This is a genomic window from Phycicoccus sp. M110.8, from assembly GCF_032464895.1.
In the GTDB taxonomy this organism is placed as follows: Bacteria; Actinomycetota; Actinomycetes; order Actinomycetales; family Dermatophilaceae; genus Pedococcus.
The window spans coordinates 169,257-184,481 of sequence record NZ_JAWDIC010000001.1 but is presented as its reverse complement, the minus strand read 5'-3'; the positions used below and the strand labels follow the sequence as shown (position 1 = coordinate 184,481).

General features: G+C 73.1%; 15 protein-coding genes. 9 read left to right on the top strand and 6 right to left on the bottom strand.

Going from position 1 to position 15,225, the window contains the following annotated elements; all coding sequences use genetic code 11:
- Nucleotides 1-14 precede the first annotated feature (14 nt).
- Nucleotides 15-386 (top strand): metalloregulator ArsR/SmtB family transcription factor, encoded by a 372-nt coding sequence (locus tag RKE38_RS00900; RefSeq protein ID WP_316005579.1) that lies wholly within the window; start codon nt 15-17, stop codon nt 384-386.
- Entirely contained in the window at nt 383-871 is a 489-nt protein-coding gene (locus RKE38_RS00895) for an SRPBCC family protein (protein ID WP_316005578.1), read from the top strand. The genes RKE38_RS00900 and RKE38_RS00895 overlap by 4 nt, the downstream gene beginning before the upstream one ends.
- Nucleotides 872-923: 52 nt before the next feature.
- Here RKE38_RS00895 and RKE38_RS00890 read toward each other — a convergent pair whose 3' ends face one another.
- Entirely contained in the window at nt 924-3,554 is a 2,631-nt protein-coding gene (locus RKE38_RS00890; protein WP_316005577.1) for a DEAD/DEAH box helicase, read from the bottom strand.
- A gap of 80 nt (nt 3,555-3,634) precedes the next feature.
- On the opposite strand from RKE38_RS00890, the gene RKE38_RS00885 reads away from it, so the two are divergent.
- The 6 genes from RKE38_RS00885 to rpsT all read left to right on the top strand — a co-directional run bounded on the left by RKE38_RS00885 (nt 3,635) and on the right by rpsT (nt 9,687).
- The gene (locus RKE38_RS00885; protein ID WP_316005576.1) at nt 3,635-4,168 is read left to right on the top strand and encodes an STM3941 family protein; all 534 of its coding nucleotides are present in this window, start codon (nt 3,635-3,637) and stop codon (nt 4,166-4,168) included.
- Between the two features lie 10 nt (nt 4,169-4,178).
- Nucleotides 4,179-5,237, top strand: coding sequence for a GNAT family N-acetyltransferase (locus RKE38_RS00880; RefSeq protein ID WP_316005575.1), 1,059 nt, complete (start codon nt 4,179-4,181; stop codon nt 5,235-5,237).
- A 68-nt stretch (nt 5,238-5,305) separates the two neighbouring features.
- Nucleotides 5,306-7,585 (top strand): ATP-dependent DNA helicase, encoded by a 2,280-nt coding sequence (locus RKE38_RS00875; protein ID WP_316005574.1) that lies wholly within the window; start codon nt 5,306-5,308, stop codon nt 7,583-7,585.
- A gap of 89 nt (nt 7,586-7,674) precedes the next feature.
- Entirely contained in the window at nt 7,675-8,151 is a 477-nt protein-coding gene (locus RKE38_RS00870; RefSeq protein WP_316005573.1) for an XdhC family protein, read from the top strand.
- Nucleotides 8,152-8,262: 111 nt separating this feature from the next.
- On the top strand, nt 8,263-9,237 hold the full coding sequence (gene holA, locus RKE38_RS00865; RefSeq protein ID WP_316005572.1) for a DNA polymerase III subunit delta: 975 nt from the start codon (nt 8,263-8,265) through the stop codon (nt 9,235-9,237).
- Between the two features lie 189 nt (nt 9,238-9,426).
- Nucleotides 9,427-9,687 carry a 30S ribosomal protein S20 gene (gene rpsT / locus RKE38_RS00860; RefSeq protein WP_316005571.1) on the top strand — a complete coding sequence of 87 codons (261 nt, stop codon included), beginning with the start codon at nt 9,427-9,429 and terminating at the stop codon, nt 9,685-9,687.
- 87 nt (nt 9,688-9,774) lie between these two features.
- Here rpsT and RKE38_RS00855 read toward each other — a convergent pair whose 3' ends face one another.
- The 5 genes from RKE38_RS00855 to RKE38_RS00835 all read right to left on the bottom strand — a co-directional run bounded on the left by RKE38_RS00855 (nt 9,775) and on the right by RKE38_RS00835 (nt 13,781).
- Nucleotides 9,775-10,650 (bottom strand): lysozyme, encoded by an 876-nt coding sequence (locus RKE38_RS00855; RefSeq protein WP_316005570.1) that lies wholly within the window; start codon nt 10,648-10,650, stop codon nt 9,775-9,777.
- 136 nt (nt 10,651-10,786) lie between these two features.
- Entirely contained in the window at nt 10,787-11,329 is a 543-nt protein-coding gene (locus tag RKE38_RS00850; RefSeq protein ID WP_316005569.1) for a type II toxin-antitoxin system PemK/MazF family toxin, read from the bottom strand.
- 58 nt (nt 11,330-11,387) lie between these two features.
- Nucleotides 11,388-12,404 (bottom strand): phosphotransferase family protein, encoded by a 1,017-nt coding sequence (locus RKE38_RS00845; RefSeq protein WP_316005568.1) that lies wholly within the window; start codon nt 12,402-12,404, stop codon nt 11,388-11,390.
- Nucleotides 12,391-12,777 (bottom strand): type II toxin-antitoxin system PemK/MazF family toxin, encoded by a 387-nt coding sequence (locus tag RKE38_RS00840; protein ID WP_316007570.1) that lies wholly within the window; start codon nt 12,775-12,777, stop codon nt 12,391-12,393. Before RKE38_RS00840 ends, RKE38_RS00845 begins: the two co-directional genes overlap by 14 nt.
- A 110-nt stretch (nt 12,778-12,887) precedes the next feature.
- Nucleotides 12,888-13,781: a M48 family metallopeptidase gene (locus tag RKE38_RS00835; RefSeq protein WP_316005567.1), complete on the bottom strand. Its 894-nt coding sequence runs from the start codon at nt 13,779-13,781 to the stop codon at nt 12,888-12,890.
- A 181-nt stretch (nt 13,782-13,962) separates the two neighbouring features.
- Here RKE38_RS00835 and RKE38_RS00830 point away from each other — a divergent pair, with 181 nt between their 5' ends.
- On the top strand, nt 13,963-15,210 hold the full coding sequence (locus tag RKE38_RS00830; RefSeq protein WP_410055415.1) for an MFS transporter: 1,248 nt from the start codon (nt 13,963-13,965) through the stop codon (nt 15,208-15,210).
- The last annotated feature ends 15 nt before the right edge of the window (nt 15,211-15,225 follow it).

The window sequence follows — 15,225 nt, the reverse complement described above, 5'->3', positions numbered from 1 at the left end:
CTAACTTACCGTAAGTGATCGCTGACGAAGTTGGGATGCTGTCGGACCGCATTGCCGGGGACCCGTGGGCAGCGCTGGGTGATCCCTCCCGACGACGGATCCTGCGGCTGCTGGCGACCCGGCCGGCCTCGGTCGCCGAGCTGGCCGAGGGGCTGCCGATCAGCCGACCGGCCGTGTCACAGCACCTGAAGGTCCTCAAGGACTCCGGCCTCGTCGTCGTGCAGCCGCAGGGGACGCGTCGCATCTACCGGGTCGACCCGGCCGGCTTGGCCGCCCTGCGCGCCGAGCTCGACTCGTTCTGGGGGACCGCGCTCGCCAACTTCGCCCAGCTCGCAGAACGGCACAGCACCACGACCGATCCCAGCAGCAAGGAGACAAGCCGATGACCAGCACCACCGCCACCACCGTCCTGCTCGACGTCACCGTCGACGTGCCGGTCGGCACTGCCTTCCGCCTGTTCACCGAGCACTTCGACCAGGTGAAGCCGCGGGAGTACAACCTGCTCGATGTCCCGATCGTGGAGACCGTCCTCGAGCCGCGGGTCGGTGGGCACATCTACGACCGCGCTGCCGACGGGACGACGTGCCGCTGGGCCCGTGTCCTGGCCTTCGAGCCGCCACTGCGGCTCGTCTTCACCTGGGTCATCAGCCCGCGCTGGCAGCTCGAGACCGACCCTGAGCGGTGCAGCGAGGTGGAGGTCCGTTTCCTGGCGGAGGGCGACACCCGTACCCGGGTCGAGCTCGAGCACCGTCACCTCGACCGGCACGGCGAGGGCTGGGAGGGGTATGCCGCCGGCATGGCGTCGCCGGGCGCCTGGCCGCTGTTCCTGTCCCGGTTCGAGGCGCTGACGAAGGACGGGTCTGGTCGCTGACGAGGGGCGGGTCTGGTCGCTGACGAGGGACGCGTCCGCCTGAGGCGGTGGCTCAGAGGCGGCGCAGGGCGGTGGCCAGCACGACCGGTTCGCCGGCCTCGTCGGAGGCGTCGAGGTCGACCGTGGCCGCGATGACCCAGTCGTGGTCGTCGTCCGGGTCGGCCAGCGTCTGCCGCACCAGCCACAGCCGGTGCTCCGGCGCCCCCTCGTCGCCGTCGGCGGTCGCCGTCTCGGCTGCCCCCGGCGGCGGGCCGGTCGTGACCTCGACCGCGAGGAGCGCAGGTCCGCGCGCGGCCGAGTCCGTGCCGATGGTGTCGTGGTCGTCCCAGTAGGTGCCGAGCGCCGCGTCCCACGCGGCCTCGTCCATGAGGGGTTGACGGGGCGGCTCGGGCAGCGCGGCATTCGTCCGCTCCAGGGCAGCGAGGTCCACGAACCGGTCGCGGCTCGCGAGCTCGACCCGGCGGAACATGGCGTTGCGCACCATGACCCGGAACGCGCGCTCGTTGCCGGTGATGGGACGGCTCGGACGGGTGCCGAGGTGGGCGTGCAGCCCCTCGAGGTCGGCGAGCCGCTCCTGCGCGTCGGGGTCGGTGAGCGCCTCCCACTCGTCGAGCAGCGAGGAGTCGGTCTGGCGGATCGTCTCGCCGAGCCACTCCAGCAGCTCCTCGAACTGCTCGTCGCGCTGGGCCGCGGGGACGAGCTGGCGCAGCGTGCGGTAGGCGTCCGTGAGGTAGCGCAGGACCGTGCCCTCCGACCGGGACAGCTGGTACGCCGACACGAACTCGGTGAACGTCATCGCGCGCTCGTACATCTCGCGCACCACCGACTTCGGCGACAGGGCCGACTCGCCCACCCACGGGTGGCTGCGCCGGAAGATCTCGAACGTCGCCTCGAGCAGGTCCTCCAGCGGCTTGGGCCAGGTGACGTCCTCGAGCAGCGTCATCCGCTCCTCGTACTCGATCCCGTCGGCCTTCATCTCGGCGACGGCCTCGCCCCGGGCCTTGAACTGCTGGGCGAGCAGCACCTGCCACGGGTCGTCGAGGATCGCCTCGACGACGGACACGACGTCGAGCGCATGGGTGGGGGAGTCGGGGTCGAGCACCTCGAACGAGGCCAGCGCCAGCGGGGACAACGGCTGGTTGAGGGCGAAGTCCTCCGACACCCCGGGGTCGAGCTCGACGCCCCGCCCGTCGGGACCGGGAGGCGAGACCCGCTGCAGCACCCCGGTCTCGAGCAGCGAGCGCCCCAGCGTGATCGCGCGCCGGGCGAGCCGGGCCCGGTTGCGCGGCGTCTCGTGGTTGTCGCGCAGCAACCGGGACAGGGCCCGCACCGGGTCGCCCGGACGTTGGACGACGTTGAGCACCATGGCGTGGTCGACCCGCATCCGCGAGACCAGCGGCTCGGGCTCGGCGTGCACGAGCTTGTCGTAGGTCTGCTCGGTCCACGACACCGTGCCCTCAGGCGGCTTCTTGCGCTGGACCTTGCGCTGCTTCTTCGGGTCGTCGCCGGCCTTCGCCAGGGCGCGCGCGTTCTCGATGACGTGCTCGGGCGCCTGGACGACGACCGAACCGCTCGTGTCGAACCCCGCCCGACCGGCGCGGCCGGCGATCTGGTGGAACTCCCGGGCGCGCAGCACCCGCTGCCGCGAGCCGTCGTACTTCACCAACGCGGTGAAGAGCACCGTCCGGATCGGCACGTTGATACCGACACCGAGGGTGTCGGTGCCGCAGATGACCTGCAGCAGCCCGTCCTGCGCGAGCTGCTCGACCAGCCTCCGGTACCGCGGCAGCATTCCCGCGTGGTGCACGCCGATGCCGTTGCGCACCAGCTGCGACAGGGTCTTCCCGAAGCCCGCCGTGAAGCGGAAGCCGCCGATCCGCGCGGCGATCGCCTCCTTGTCGACCGAGCGCGTCGCCTTCTGCGCCAGGAGCGCCTTGGCGTGGTCGAGGGCCGCCGCCTGGGTGAAGTGGACGACGTAGACCGGCGCCTGCCGGGTCGTGAGCAGCTCCTCGACGGTCTCGTCGAGCGGCGTCATCGCCCACGAGAACGACAGCGGCACGGGGCGCTGCGTGCCGGTCACGAGCGCCGTCTCGCGGCCGTTGCGGCGCGTGAGGTCCTCGGCGATCGGGGTGACGTCGCCGAGGGTGGCGGACATGAGGACGAACTGCGCCTGCGGCAGCTCGAGCAGCGGGACCTGCCAGGCCCAGCCGCGGTCCGGCTCGGCGTAGTAGTGGAACTCGTCCATGACGACGAGGCCGACGTCGGCGTCCCGGCCCTCGCGCAGCGCGATGTTGGCGAGGATCTCCGCGGTGCAGCAGATGATCGGGGCGTCCGGGTTCACCGACGCGTCGCCGGTCAGCATCCCGACCTCCGAGGCTCCGAACAGCTCGCACAGGTCGAAGAACTTCTCCGACACCAGGGCCTTGATCGGTGCGGTGTAGAAGCTGACCCGGTCGCTCGCCAGCGCCGCCAGGTGCGCGCCGGTCGCGACCAGCGACTTGCCCGAGCCGGTCGGGGTCGACAGCACGACGTTCTCCCCGTCGAGCAGGGCGACCAGCGCCTCGTCCTGGTGGGGGTACAGCGGCAGCCCGCGCTCCTCCGACCAGCCGGCGAACGCGGCATACACGTCGTCGGGGGAGGCGCCCACGGGCACGAGGTCGGCGAGCGGCGCGGTGGAGGTCATCGCGAGCATCCTCGCAGGTCGCCACCCGCGCGGGCCCACGGTGCCCGACAGGGAAGGGCCGGCTCGGCCATACTCGGGCCGTGCGGGTGGAGATAGAGCGCAGCCGGGGGAAGAACGTGCTGGCGCTGCTGGGGTGCATAGGGTTCATCGCCGTGTCGGTGCTGCTGGTGCTGTTCGGCGGCCCGTCGGGGGTCGTCGTGGGGGTGCTCGGGGCGGTCACGTTCGGCGTGTTCCTCGTGCTGTGGGTCCGCATGGCGCTCCGGGGCGGCGGCCTCGTGGTCGACGGCGAGGGACTGGACGACCACAGCTCCGCCACCGCGGTCGGCCGGGTGCCGTGGGCCGACGTCGTCGACGTGTCGGAGCGGACCGATCTCGGCAGCCCCGTCGTCGTGGTCACGGTGCGGAACCCCGACACCTACCTCGCGCGCATGGGACGGCTCCGACGCTCCGCGGCCCGCGCCAACCTCGGCCTGGTCGGCTCGCCGGTGACCTTGGCGAGCACCGGCCTGCGCACCGACCACGCCGGCCTGCTCCGAACGCTCGAGGAGGCCTTCCGGGACTACGAGCTGCGCCACCCCTCGACGCCCGGACGCGACGTCGGTGGGCACCGGTAGCGTCCGGCGCGTGCCCGCACCACCCTTCGAGACCACCACCCGCCGCCTCGTCCTGCGCCGACCCACCGAGGCCGACCGCGACTTCCACGCCCGCGTCCACAGCGACCCGCGGCTCTACACCCACGCGCCGCACGTGGTGGGCACCCCCGAGACGAACGCCGCCTTCTTCGCGCGGATCCTGGCGCACTGGGAGGAGCACGGCTTCGGCTACTGGGTGGCCGAGGACCGCGAGTCCGGTATGCCGCTGGGCTGGGTGGGCGTGCAGCGCGGGGACGCCTACCTCAACCTCTACTACCGCTTCGTCGTGGAGGCGCAGGGGCGCGGCCTGGCCAGGGAGGCCGGCCGGGCCGCGGTGGGCATGGCCACGGAGTGGGGCCCGCAGCTGCCCGTCCGGGCCCTGGTCAAGGGGCACAACACCGCCTCGGTCCGCACGGCGCTCGCGAGCGGGCTGGCGGACACGGGGCGCGAGGTCGTGCTGGCCGACGACCGGGCCGACGAGCCGTCGTCGCTCGTCTTCGAGGCGCCGCAGCTCGAGCGGGTCGACCTGCTCGACGCCGGCACCCGCGAGGAGCTGCTCGACCTGTGGCAGCGGGTCAACGACGCCGGGGGAGCGGTCGGGTTCCTGCCGGGGGCGCCGCGCGAGGACGTGGCTGCCGCTGCGGCACGGCACGAGGAGCAGATGGCCGCCGGGAACGCCGTCGCCGGTGCCCTGCGCGACCCGGACGGGACACTCCTCGGCTGGGGGTGGTGGGTGCGGTCGGAGAACCCGCTGCTGCACCACGGCCGGTGGCTCTACCGGCTGATGGTGGACCCGGAGCGGCAGGGACGCGGGCTCGGGCTCGTCCTCCTGGCCGGGCTGCACCGGCTCGCGCGCCAGGAGGGTGCCGAGGTGCTCGTGCTGTCGGTGCGCAGCGGGTCCGGGGCGAGCCGCCTGTACCGGCAGGTCGGGTACGTCGAGGTCGGCAGGATTCCCGGTGCGATCCGGGTGGGCGAGGGCGACGACCGCGACGACATCACCATGGCGCGGAGGGTCGACGGAGGGGCGCTCGTGGCCCACGGAGGCGACTGACCCCGCGCCTGCCCAGCCCCGTGTGCACGCCCCTCCGGGCTGACGGCGCCACCCCATAGGCTGGCCCAATGGCCACCCTCGACGAGCTCCTGCACGCCGCCGTCCAGGGGGTCGGCGGCATCGAGCGGCCCGGCCAGGTCGCCATGGCGCACGCGGTCCACGAGGCCGTCGAGAAGGACGAGCACCTGCTCGTCCAGGCCGGCACCGGCACCGGCAAGTCCCTGGCCTACCTCGTCCCCGCGATCCTGCACGCGCAGGCCACGGGCAAGCCGGCCGTCGTCGCGACGGCGACACTGGCCCTGCAGGCCCAGATCGTCGACCGCGACATGCCGCGGCTGGCCGACGCCCTCGCGCCGCTGCTGCGGCGCCGTCCCACGTACGGCCTGGTCAAGGGCCGGCGCAACTACTTGTGCGCGCACAAGCTCGAGGGCGGCTTCCCCGATGACGAGGACGGGCTGTTCGACGTCGGCGAGGTCGACCGGGCCGCGTCCCGGCTCGGTCAGGAGGTCGTGCGGCTCCGGGAGTGGGCCGAGGTCACCGAGTCGGGCGACCGCGACGAGCTCGTCCCGGGGGTGAGCGAGCGCGCGTGGCGGCAGGTGTCCGTCAGCGCGCACGAGTGCATGGGCGGCAAGTGCCCGATGATCGCCGAGTGCTTTGTCGAGCGGTCGCGCGAGGCCGCCAAGGAGTGCGACGTCATCGTCACCAACCACTCGTTCATGGCGATCGACAGCTTCGAGGGCCGGCAGATGCTGCCCGAGCACGACCTCCTCGTCGTCGATGAGGGCCACGAGCTCGTCGACCGGGTGACCTCGACGGTGACAGACGAGATCACCGCCAACGCGGTGGCCGCCGCGGCCAAGCGGGCGTCCCGCCTGGCCGAGTCGACCGAGGCCGTCGACGACGCAGCCGCCTTCCTCCAGGGCGTCCTCGACGAGCTCCCGGAGGGCCGGCTCACCGGCATACCGGACTCGCTCGGCCTCGCGCTCGCCCGGGTGCGGGACACGACCCGCCAGGTGCAGTCCGAGCTCAAGCCGGAGAAGGGCACCGAGGCCGACGGCACCCGCAAGGTCGCCCAGGCGGCCATCGACGAGGTCTTCGAGAACACCGCCCGGGTGCTGGAGGAGCGCGAGCTCGACGTCGTCTGGGTCAGCCGTGACCCACGCCGCGGCACGGTCCTGCGGGTGGCCCCTATGAGCGTGGCGATGCTGTTGCGGGACAAGGTGTTCGGCGACCGCACTGTCGTGCTGACCTCGGCGACCCTCGAGCTCGGCGGCACGTTCGACGCGGTCGCGGGGACCATGGGGCTGCGCGGCGAGGGATCCCCCGAGTGGCGCGGGCTCGACGTCGGCAGCCCGTTCGACTACCCCCAGCAGGCGATCGCGTACGTCGCCCAGCACCTCCCGGCTCCCGGCCGCGACGGGCTCAGCGATGCGGCGATGGACGAGATCGAGGCGCTCGTGCGGGCCGCCGGCGGTCGCACCCTCGGCCTGTTCTCCTCGATGCGCGCCGCCAAGGCCGCCACCGAGGAGATGCGCAAGCGCTTCGACGGTGACATCGGCTTCCTGTGCCAGGGCGAGGACCAGGTGACGACGCTGGTGCGCCAGTTCGCCCGCGACCCGCAGACCTGTCTCTTCGGCACGCTGACGCTGTGGCAGGGCGTCGACGTGCCCGGGTCGTCCTGCCAGCTCGTCATCATCGACCGCATCCCGTTCCCGCGGCCCGACGACCCGCTCGCCTCGGCGCGCTCGCAGGCCATCGCGCGCATGGGCGGCAACGGCTTCATGGCCGTGTCCGCGACCCATGCGGCGCTGCGGCTCGCGCAGGGCGCCGGGCGGCTCATTCGCCGCTCCGACGACCGCGGCGTGGTCGCCTTCCTCGACTCGCGCATGATGACTGCGCGGTATGCCGGGTTCCTCCAGCGCTCGCTGCCCCCCTTCTGGCCCACCACTGACCGCGAGCGGGTGCTGGCGGCCCTGCGCCGCCTCGACGAGACCGCGCCGCCGCCGGTCGAGGTGCGCGAGCCGGCCCTGCGCGGCGCGACGGGCGCCCTGTCCGGGACGTCGATGGGGCGGGTCGGCGAGGACGCGGCCGAGCATCCCCGGCCGCCTGTCGAGGACGCCCGACCGGTCGCCGAGGACCCGCCGCCGGCACCGTCGGCCCGCACCGCGGTGACGGGTGGCCACGCCTGGACCGCAGACGCCGACGAGGAGCTGCGCGACGGCGTCGAGCTCGGACTGTCGGTCGAGGAGCTGGCCGAGAGCCTGGAGATCCCCGCCGACGTCGTCGCCGCCCGGCTCAAGGGCCTGGGCCTCGACGCCTCGGGCGCCACGACGATGTCCTTCGACTGAGGTCCGTCGACTGAGCTCCTTCACTCGGCCGCGCCACGAGAGCCGTGGACCGCTGCCGCGCCCGCGCAGGTCGCGGCCATACTGGCGGCATGGGTGACACCTTCACGCTCCGGGTGGTCGGCGACGGGCCGGTGGCCGACGCCATCGTGGCCATGACGCCCCCGCTGGGCTGGGACGTCACGGTCACGGCCGACGACACGACCCTCCCCGACGGCCTCGACGCGCTCGTCGTCACGAGCCACCACGACGGGGTCGACGGCCCGGCGATCCGGGCGGCGCTCGCCGCCGGCACGGCATACATCGGGGCGATGGGCTCCCGGCGCACCCAGGCCAGGCGGCGCGAGTGGCTGCTGGCGCACGGTGTGGGCGAGGTGGAGCTCGGGCGGGTGCGCGCGCCTATCGGGCTCGACATCGGCGCGGACTCCCCGGCCGAGATCGCCGTGTCGATCCTCGCGGAGGTCGTGGCGGCCCGAGCCGGCCGCGCGGAGGTCGGCTCGGTCGCCGACCGCGACGGCGCATTCCACCCCGACCTGGCGCCGGGCGAGGCCACCTGCCCGGGCGGCTGACGCCGGCGAGCAGGTGGGGGCCAGGGCGGCTGACGGCGCGGGTCGGTGCACCGCGCGGTCCCGGCTTCGACGCCGTCCGGGGCTGTCCTCCCCACGTGGCAGGCTGTGCCCGTGACCGCGACACCCACCCGCAGCGTGCCGCCGCTCGTCCTCATCGCCGGGCCCGAGGGCGTGCTCGCCGAGCGCGCCCTGGCGAGCACCCTGGAGGAGCTCAAGGCATCCGCCCCGGACCTGGAGGTGGTGCGGCTCGCGGCGGCGACGTACGAGGCGGGCTCGATCGGCATCCACGCCAGCCCCTCCCTGTTCGGCGGCGAGAAGTGCCTCGTCGTGGAGGACCTCGACGAGGCGCCGGACGAGCTGCAGGAGGACCTGCTCGCGTTCCTCGCCGCTCCCGAGCCGGACGTCACCCTCGTCGTCACCCACAAGAGCGGCCAGCGTGGCAAGAAGGTCCTCGACACGCTGAAGAAGTCCAAGGCCCGGGTCCTCGAGGCCCCTGCGATCAAGACCGACCGCGACAAGACCGAGTTCGCGACCCACGAGTTCCGCCGTGCCGGCCGCAAGGTCACGCCCGATGCGGTCCGGGCGCTCATCGAGGCGGTCGGCAAGGACGTGCGCGAGCTCGCCGCCGCCTGCGGCCAGCTCGTCGCCGACACCACGGGCGTGGTCGACGAGGAGCTCGTGGCCCGGTACCACGGCGGGAAGGTCGAGGCGACCGGCTTCCGCGTCGCCGACGCCGCCGTCGCCGGCCAGACCGGCGAGGCGCTGCGGCTGCTCCGGCACGCGATCGCCACCGGCGTCGACCCCGTGCCGATCGTCGCCGTCCTGGCCCAGCAGCTGCGCCAGCTGGTCAAGGTGGGGGCGGCGGGACGGGGCCGGTCCGCCGACGTCGCGCGCGAGCTCGGGATGGCGCCATGGCAGGTGGACAAGGCGCGGCGGGGGCTGTCCGGCTGGGGTCCCGAGGGCCTCGCCGAAGCGATCCAGGCGGTCGCGCAGGCGGACTTCGAGGTCAAGGGCGGCGGCCGCGACCCCGTGTATGCCGTGGAGCGGGCCATCCTCACGATCAGCGAGGCACGCACCGGCCGGTGACGACGCCGTCGCTGTTTTGGGGGAGCGGGGGCCCGGCTGGTAGATTTCTTCTTCGCGTGCGCGCCTAGGTCGTGCGCGCACGACAGCAGCACCCAGAGCCGCTCAACCACAGGTGCCCCACGCCTGGTCCCGAGTGGCTTCTGCCGCCCTCTAACGGCAACCCACCGACCAACCAGAAAGAAACACCCCGTGGCAAACATCAAGTCCCAGCTCAAGCGGATCAAGACGAACCGCGTGGCGACCGAGCGCAACAAGGCCGTCAAGAGCGAGCTCAAGACCCACATCCGCAAGTTCCGCGAGGCCGCTGCCTCCGGCGACGCCGCGGCGGCTCAGGACGCCCTCAAGGTCGCGTCCAAGAAGCTCGACAAGGCCGTGAGCAAGGGCGTCATCCACGCCAACCAGGCCGCCAACAAGAAGTCGGCCATGGCGAAGAAGGCCGCCTCGCTCTGAGGCAACCCTGACGTTCGAAGGGCCGGTCACCACCATGGTGACCGGCCCTTCGCCGTGCCCGGGCCCTGTCGAGACCCTGCTCCACCCTCAGCCGAGGGCGAGCGCCTTGAGCCGGGTCAGGTCCCCGTTGAACCAGTCCTGGTCGAGCGGGCTGTCGGTGTACTGCCAGAACGTGTAGTACGACCAGCCCGCGGGCAGCGTGCCCACGGTCGAGCTGTAGCGCGCGATCCACAGCGGGTTCGTGGTCGAGAACTGGCTCGTGTTGCCGGTGCAGGTGGTCCACCAGCTCGTCGTGCTGTAGATCACCGCGTCCCGCCCCGTGCGCGCCTTGTACCGGCTCGTGAAGGCCGCGATCCAGCTGCGCATCGTGGACTGGCTCAGGCCGTAGCAGGTCGCGCCGTAGGGGTTGTACTCGATGTCGAGCACCCCGGGCAGCGTCTTGCCGTCGGCCGACCAGCCGCCACCGTGGTCGACGAAGTAGTCGGCCTGCGACGTGCCGGAGGAGTTGTCGGGCAGGGCGAAGTGGTACGAGCCGCGGATCATGCCGACGTTGTACGAGCCGTTGTACTGCTGGGCGAAGTAGGAGTTCTGGTACGACGTGCCCTCGGTGGCCTTGACGTAGGCGAACCGCTTGCCCTGCGACCACCACGAGGCCCAGTCGACGTTGCCCTGCCACTTGGACACGTCGATGCCTGGTGTCTGGGTGGCGGCTGCCAGGCTCGTCGCCCCCGACGGGGCCGTCACGGGAGGGGCGGGGCGCGACGCCCGGCCCCCGTCCTGCTCCCACCCCATGTAGGCGTCGCCGACGGCCCGGATGCCGGCGTCGCGCGCCGCCGGCGTCGGACCGCCGGTGGTGGGCGCCGCGTCGGCCGGCGCGGCCAGCACGGACGCGAGGCAGACGACTGCGGCGGCGACAACGGTGGTGACGGTCGCGGCCCTGCGTGGAAGCGTGCGGGTGTTCATGGTTCCCCCTCGTCTCGGTGGCCCCTTGGCCATCCGTGACGCTAGGGGCGGCATTCCATCGACAGGTCAGCGTCGGGTGAGGGGTTGCCCAAGAGGGAGGCAAATCTGCGCCAAGACGTGCGCCGCGCGGTGCCGCTCAGCGGTGGGCGTCGCGGACGGCTTCGGCGACCTGCTGGAAACGGGACCGGTCGAGCGCGGCACCCTCGCGGCGTACACCGGCCGGGTCGACGCGCAGCACCCGGTCCACACGCACCTCGCTGGGGCGCCGCTGCCGGTCCCAGTCGCCCACGCCGATGTCGACCCAGTGCCGCCCCCACCGCGCCTCGTCGGCTGCGTCGCGGTCGTGGTCCTTGCTGGTCAGCATCAGCCCGAGCAGCCACGGCCCGTCGCGGCCGACGACGAGCACGGGCCGGTCCTTGCCCTGGCGGTGGTCCTCCTCGTAGGGCACCCAGGTCCACACGATCTCGCCCGGGTCGGGCTGGCCATCGGGGCTGGGGGAGTAGGAGAGCCGCGGTGTGCCCGTGTAGTCGCCGGGATAGTCCCGAGCGGGCTGCGCGCTGCCCGCGCCGGAGCCACTCGGCGGGTTTCCCTGCCTCGGTGCCCGCCTCGGCGCCGGCCGCGTCGCCGGGCGGTGCGAGGGTCGAGCCCGTCCGAGAAGTCGCTGCAGGAGTCCGCGCATGCGCGCACGCTACGCGAGCACGGCTGCGCCGGCTCGCCGCACACGGCCGTACTCGGGGCTACCAGCTCCGGCGGTGGGCGAGCCAGGCGAGGAAGGTACGCGCCATCTGCGCCTGGTGGGCCCGGACCGCCGACTGCGAGCTGTCGACGTCGGGGTGGCCGGCGTGCTCGACCATGAAGCCGATGATGACGGCGAGGAACGCGTCGACCGCGTCGGGGTCCACACCGGCCAGCAGGGGCGACTCCAGCGCCAGGCGGTCGGCGTCCAGGCCCTGGTGGGCCATGAGGGGCAGTAGCCCGACGAAGTCGCACCAGCCCGGCCCGCGGGCCACCCAGTTCCAGTCGACGAACCGGGCCCGGCCGCCGGGGGTCATGAGCATGTTGTCCGGCCGCAGGTCGCCGTGCACCAGTCGGTCCCCGACGAGGGCGCGAGCGGCGGACCGGCCGAGCTCCGCGAGCTCCCGCGCCTGGTCCGCGCTCAGGGGGCGGCAGCCCTCGGGCCACGGCCGCGCGCCGGCGGCGAGGTCGTCGAGGCAGGTGAGCGCCACCTGGTCTCTGCCGACGTCCTCGGCCACGGTGTTGTCCGTGAGCCGCGCGACGAGGTCGGTGGGCAGGGCGGCCCACTCCACGCAGGCCGCGTGCGCCGCCGCGGCGTCGGTGGGCGTCCACGGCATACCCGGGAGGCGGCCGTCGATCGCCTCCAGGACGTTCACGGTCCACACGTCGGCCTCGCCGGCCCCGACGAGGTTCGGCGCTCCCGCACGCCCGTCCAGCAGGGCTAGGACCGCCGCCTCACGGGGGAGGGCGGCGTGCGCGAAGGGGTGGTCCGGGTCGGCCGCCTTGGCGAACACCCGGCGGCCGTCGCGCAGCTCGAGCAGCCCGGCATACGCGCCGGTGAAGCCGCTCGTCACGGCCGGGTGCGCGTGCGCCACCTCGGCCCCGGCGAGGCCGGCAATGCGCGCCTGCACCACCTCCGGGAGATCGGCGAACTCGGGCCGCCGCGAGGTGAACCGGTAGTCCACGTCCGCGGTCAGGCCGTTCTCGCAAGGACCACGCAGAGCTTCACCGTCTGCCATCAGGCGACCCACGCCGGCGGACCGCCTCCGCAACCTGGGCGAAACGAGTGGCATCCAGAGCGGCGCCCTCTCGCCTGACCCTGCGGGAGTCGACCCGGACAACCCTGTCGACGCGTACCTCGCTCGGGCGCCCCTGTCGGTCCCAGGGCCCGCTGCCGATGGCCACCCAGCTCCGGCGCGTGTAGCCACGCTGGGCCTCCACACTGCTCCGAGCCCGCGTCGTCAGCATCAGCCCGAGCAGCCACCTGCCGTCGCGACCGATGAGCAGGACAGGACGGTCCTTGCCCTTGCGGTGGTCCTCTTGAAAGGGCACCCAGGTCCACACGACCTCGCCAGGGTCCGGCCGCCCGTCGCGCGTGGGTGCGTACGTCATCTCCGGTACGCCCACGAAGTCCCCGGGGTAGGCGCCGGTCAGTCGCCGCCAGAGCCGGATCCACCAGGAAAGCCCTCCGGCCGGCTGTGTGGACGCCGGGCTCGGGGCGGTCACCCGCGGGCCTTCGGCCGCCACAGGAGGCGGCCGGGGCGGCGACGGTCGCGCAGGGCGTGCGAGCGCCAGACCAGCACCGGGTGGGACGCGAGGGCGTTGACCCACCAGACGAAGAAGCCGGTCTCGGTGGTCGCGCGGTCGGCCAGGGCGTTCACGTCGACGGTGCGGTTGAGGTACTTGCCGGCGGCGAGGGTCGCCATGGCTGCGGCACTGCCCTGCGGCACCATCGCGTAGCCGAAGTTGTCGGCGGTGTACTCCTGGCTGCGCGACAGGGTCGATCCGAGGAACGGGATCCAGGACGCCCCGCTGATGCCCAGCAGCCGCCAGTAGCTCGTGTGCCCGGCGGCGATGTGGCCGACCTCGTGGCCGATGATGAACCGCAGCGCGTCGGGGTTGCGCGCCTCGCCGCCGATCTCGAACAGGTCGCTGTAGACGAAGACGAACTTGCGGAACCCGTGCCCGGACGCCGCGGCGTTGATCATGCCGTTGCCGAGGACGACGTAGGCGTCGGGCAGCTTCGGCAGGCCGTGGTGGGCGGCGGCCTCGACGAGCATCTGGTGCGCCTGCGGGTACTGCGTCGGGGTGATCTTGACGCCGCTGAGCCGCAGCTGGGCGTAGAGCTGGCCGCGCGCGAAGTAGACGATGACGGGCGCGGCCAGGAAGAAGATGGCGTACGGGTCGGGCTGGCGCCGCTCCACGATCGCGGACGCGACCTCGTACCCCGCGAACGTCCACACGAGCACGGACCCGAGCAGCACCAGGACGAGGCAGAGGTTCTCCAGCGGGTGGCGCAGGTGCGTGCGGACTCGTTTGCGGTACCCGGGCGGGAACATCGGGGGCATCGGGCCGGTCGGGCCGACGGGCGGTGCGTACTGGGTCTGCTCGGCCATGGTCCCCTCGATCTGTGCGCGGTCGCCCCGATCGTATGTCGGGTTCCTCCTCATCCCGTGGACCCCCCGGCCTCATCCCGAGGACCTTCCGTGCGTCATCCCGTGGACGCCCGGGCGCGCGAGGGGTCCTCACCCCGACGCTGTGGGAATGCGACGCGCAGACCGACCCGTTGGACCTCGCGTGACCGACGCCCAGACCGCCGTGCCCGTCATCGACCCCGTCGACCCCGTCGGTCCCGAGGTCCACCCGGCGCACATGCGGCTGGCCCTGCTGGCGCTGGCCGTGGGCGGCTTCGCCATCGGCACCACCGAGTTCGTGACCATGGGACTGCTGCCGCAGGTCGCCGACGGTGTCGGCATCGACATCCCCACCGCCGGGCACGTCGTGTCGGCGTATGCCGCGGGCGTCGTCGTCGGTGCCCCTGTGCTGGCGACCCTGGGGTCGAAGCTGCCGCGCAAGACCCTGCTGCTGTGGCTGATGCTGGGGTTCGCCGTGGCCAACGGCCTGTCGGCGCTCGCCGGCAGCTACGGCCTGCTCATGGTCGCGCGCTTCCTCTCCGGCCTGCCGCACGGTGCGTACTTCGGCGTCGGCTCGCTCGTCGCCGCCTCGCTCGTCCCGACGCACCGCCGTACGTGGGCGGTGTCGATGATGATCGCGGGGCTCACCGTGGCGAACATCGTGGGCGTCCCGCTCACGACGCGCCTCGGCCAGGCCTACGGGTGGCAGTGGCCGTATGCCGCGGTGAGCGTCATCGCCCTGGTCACCGTGCTCGCGGTGTGGCGCTGGGTGCCGTTCTGCCCGGCCGACGGCGGGGTGTCCGTGCGCTCGGAGCTGTCGGCGCTCAAGCGGCCGCAGGTGTGGCTCGCGCTCGGTATCGGGACCGTGGGCTTCGGCGGCATGTTCGCGACGTTCTCCTACATCGCGCCGACGATGACCGACCTCGGGGGCTTCTCGAGCGCCACGATCCCGCTGATCCTGGCGCTGTACGGCGTGGGCATGACCGCCGGGGCCATGCTGTCCGGGCCGGTGTCACGGGTCGGGTTGCTCCGTGGCATCACGCTCTCGCTGGTGACTATTGCCGTCATGCTCGCCCTCTTCGGGCCGGCCGTGCAGGCGTCGCAGGCCCTGGCGCTCGTCGCGGTCTTCCTGCTCGGCCTGCTGCCGAGCGTGCTCGTCCCGATGCTGCAGACGCGGCTCATGGACGTCGCGCACGAGGGCCAGGCACTCGCCGCCGCGCTCAACCACTCGACCCTGAACATCGCCAACGCCCTCGGTGCCTGGTTGGGGTCGATCGTGCTGGCGGCGGGCCTGGGCTACGAGTGGCCGTCGCGCGTCGGGGCGATCCTCGCCGTCCTGGGTGTCGGCATCGCCCTGTGGTCGCTCGCCCTCGACCGCCGGACAGGCCGGTCGGGCACCCACGCTGCCTGACCGGCCCCGCCGAAG

What these genes read in the sequence shown, in the direction of transcription:
- RKE38_RS00870 (WP_316005573.1), top strand. Translation starts at nt 7,675, where the DNA reads ATGGGTGACACCTTCACGCTCCGGGTGGTCGGCGACGGGCCGGTGGCC.
- RKE38_RS00890 (WP_316005577.1), bottom strand. Translation starts at nt 3,554, where the DNA reads ATGACCTCCACCGCGCCGCTCGCCGACCTCGTGCCCGTGGGCGCCTCC.
- RKE38_RS00850 (WP_316005569.1), bottom strand. Translation starts at nt 11,329, where the DNA reads ATGCGCGGACTCCTGCAGCGACTTCTCGGACGGGCTCGACCCTCGCAC.
- RKE38_RS00855 (WP_316005570.1), bottom strand. Translation starts at nt 10,650, where the DNA reads ATGAACACCCGCACGCTTCCACGCAGGGCCGCGACCGTCACCACCGTT.
- RKE38_RS00895 (WP_316005578.1), top strand. Translation starts at nt 383, where the DNA reads ATGACCAGCACCACCGCCACCACCGTCCTGCTCGACGTCACCGTCGAC.
- RKE38_RS00845 (WP_316005568.1), bottom strand. Translation starts at nt 12,404, where the DNA reads ATGGCAGACGGTGAAGCTCTGCGTGGTCCTTGCGAGAACGGCCTGACC.
- RKE38_RS00835 (WP_316005567.1), bottom strand. Translation starts at nt 13,781, where the DNA reads ATGGCCGAGCAGACCCAGTACGCACCGCCCGTCGGCCCGACCGGCCCG.
- RKE38_RS00875 (WP_316005574.1), top strand. Translation starts at nt 5,306, where the DNA reads ATGGCCACCCTCGACGAGCTCCTGCACGCCGCCGTCCAGGGGGTCGGC.
- RKE38_RS00840 (WP_316007570.1), bottom strand. Translation starts at nt 12,777, where the DNA reads ATGACGTACGCACCCACGCGCGACGGGCGGCCGGACCCTGGCGAGGTC.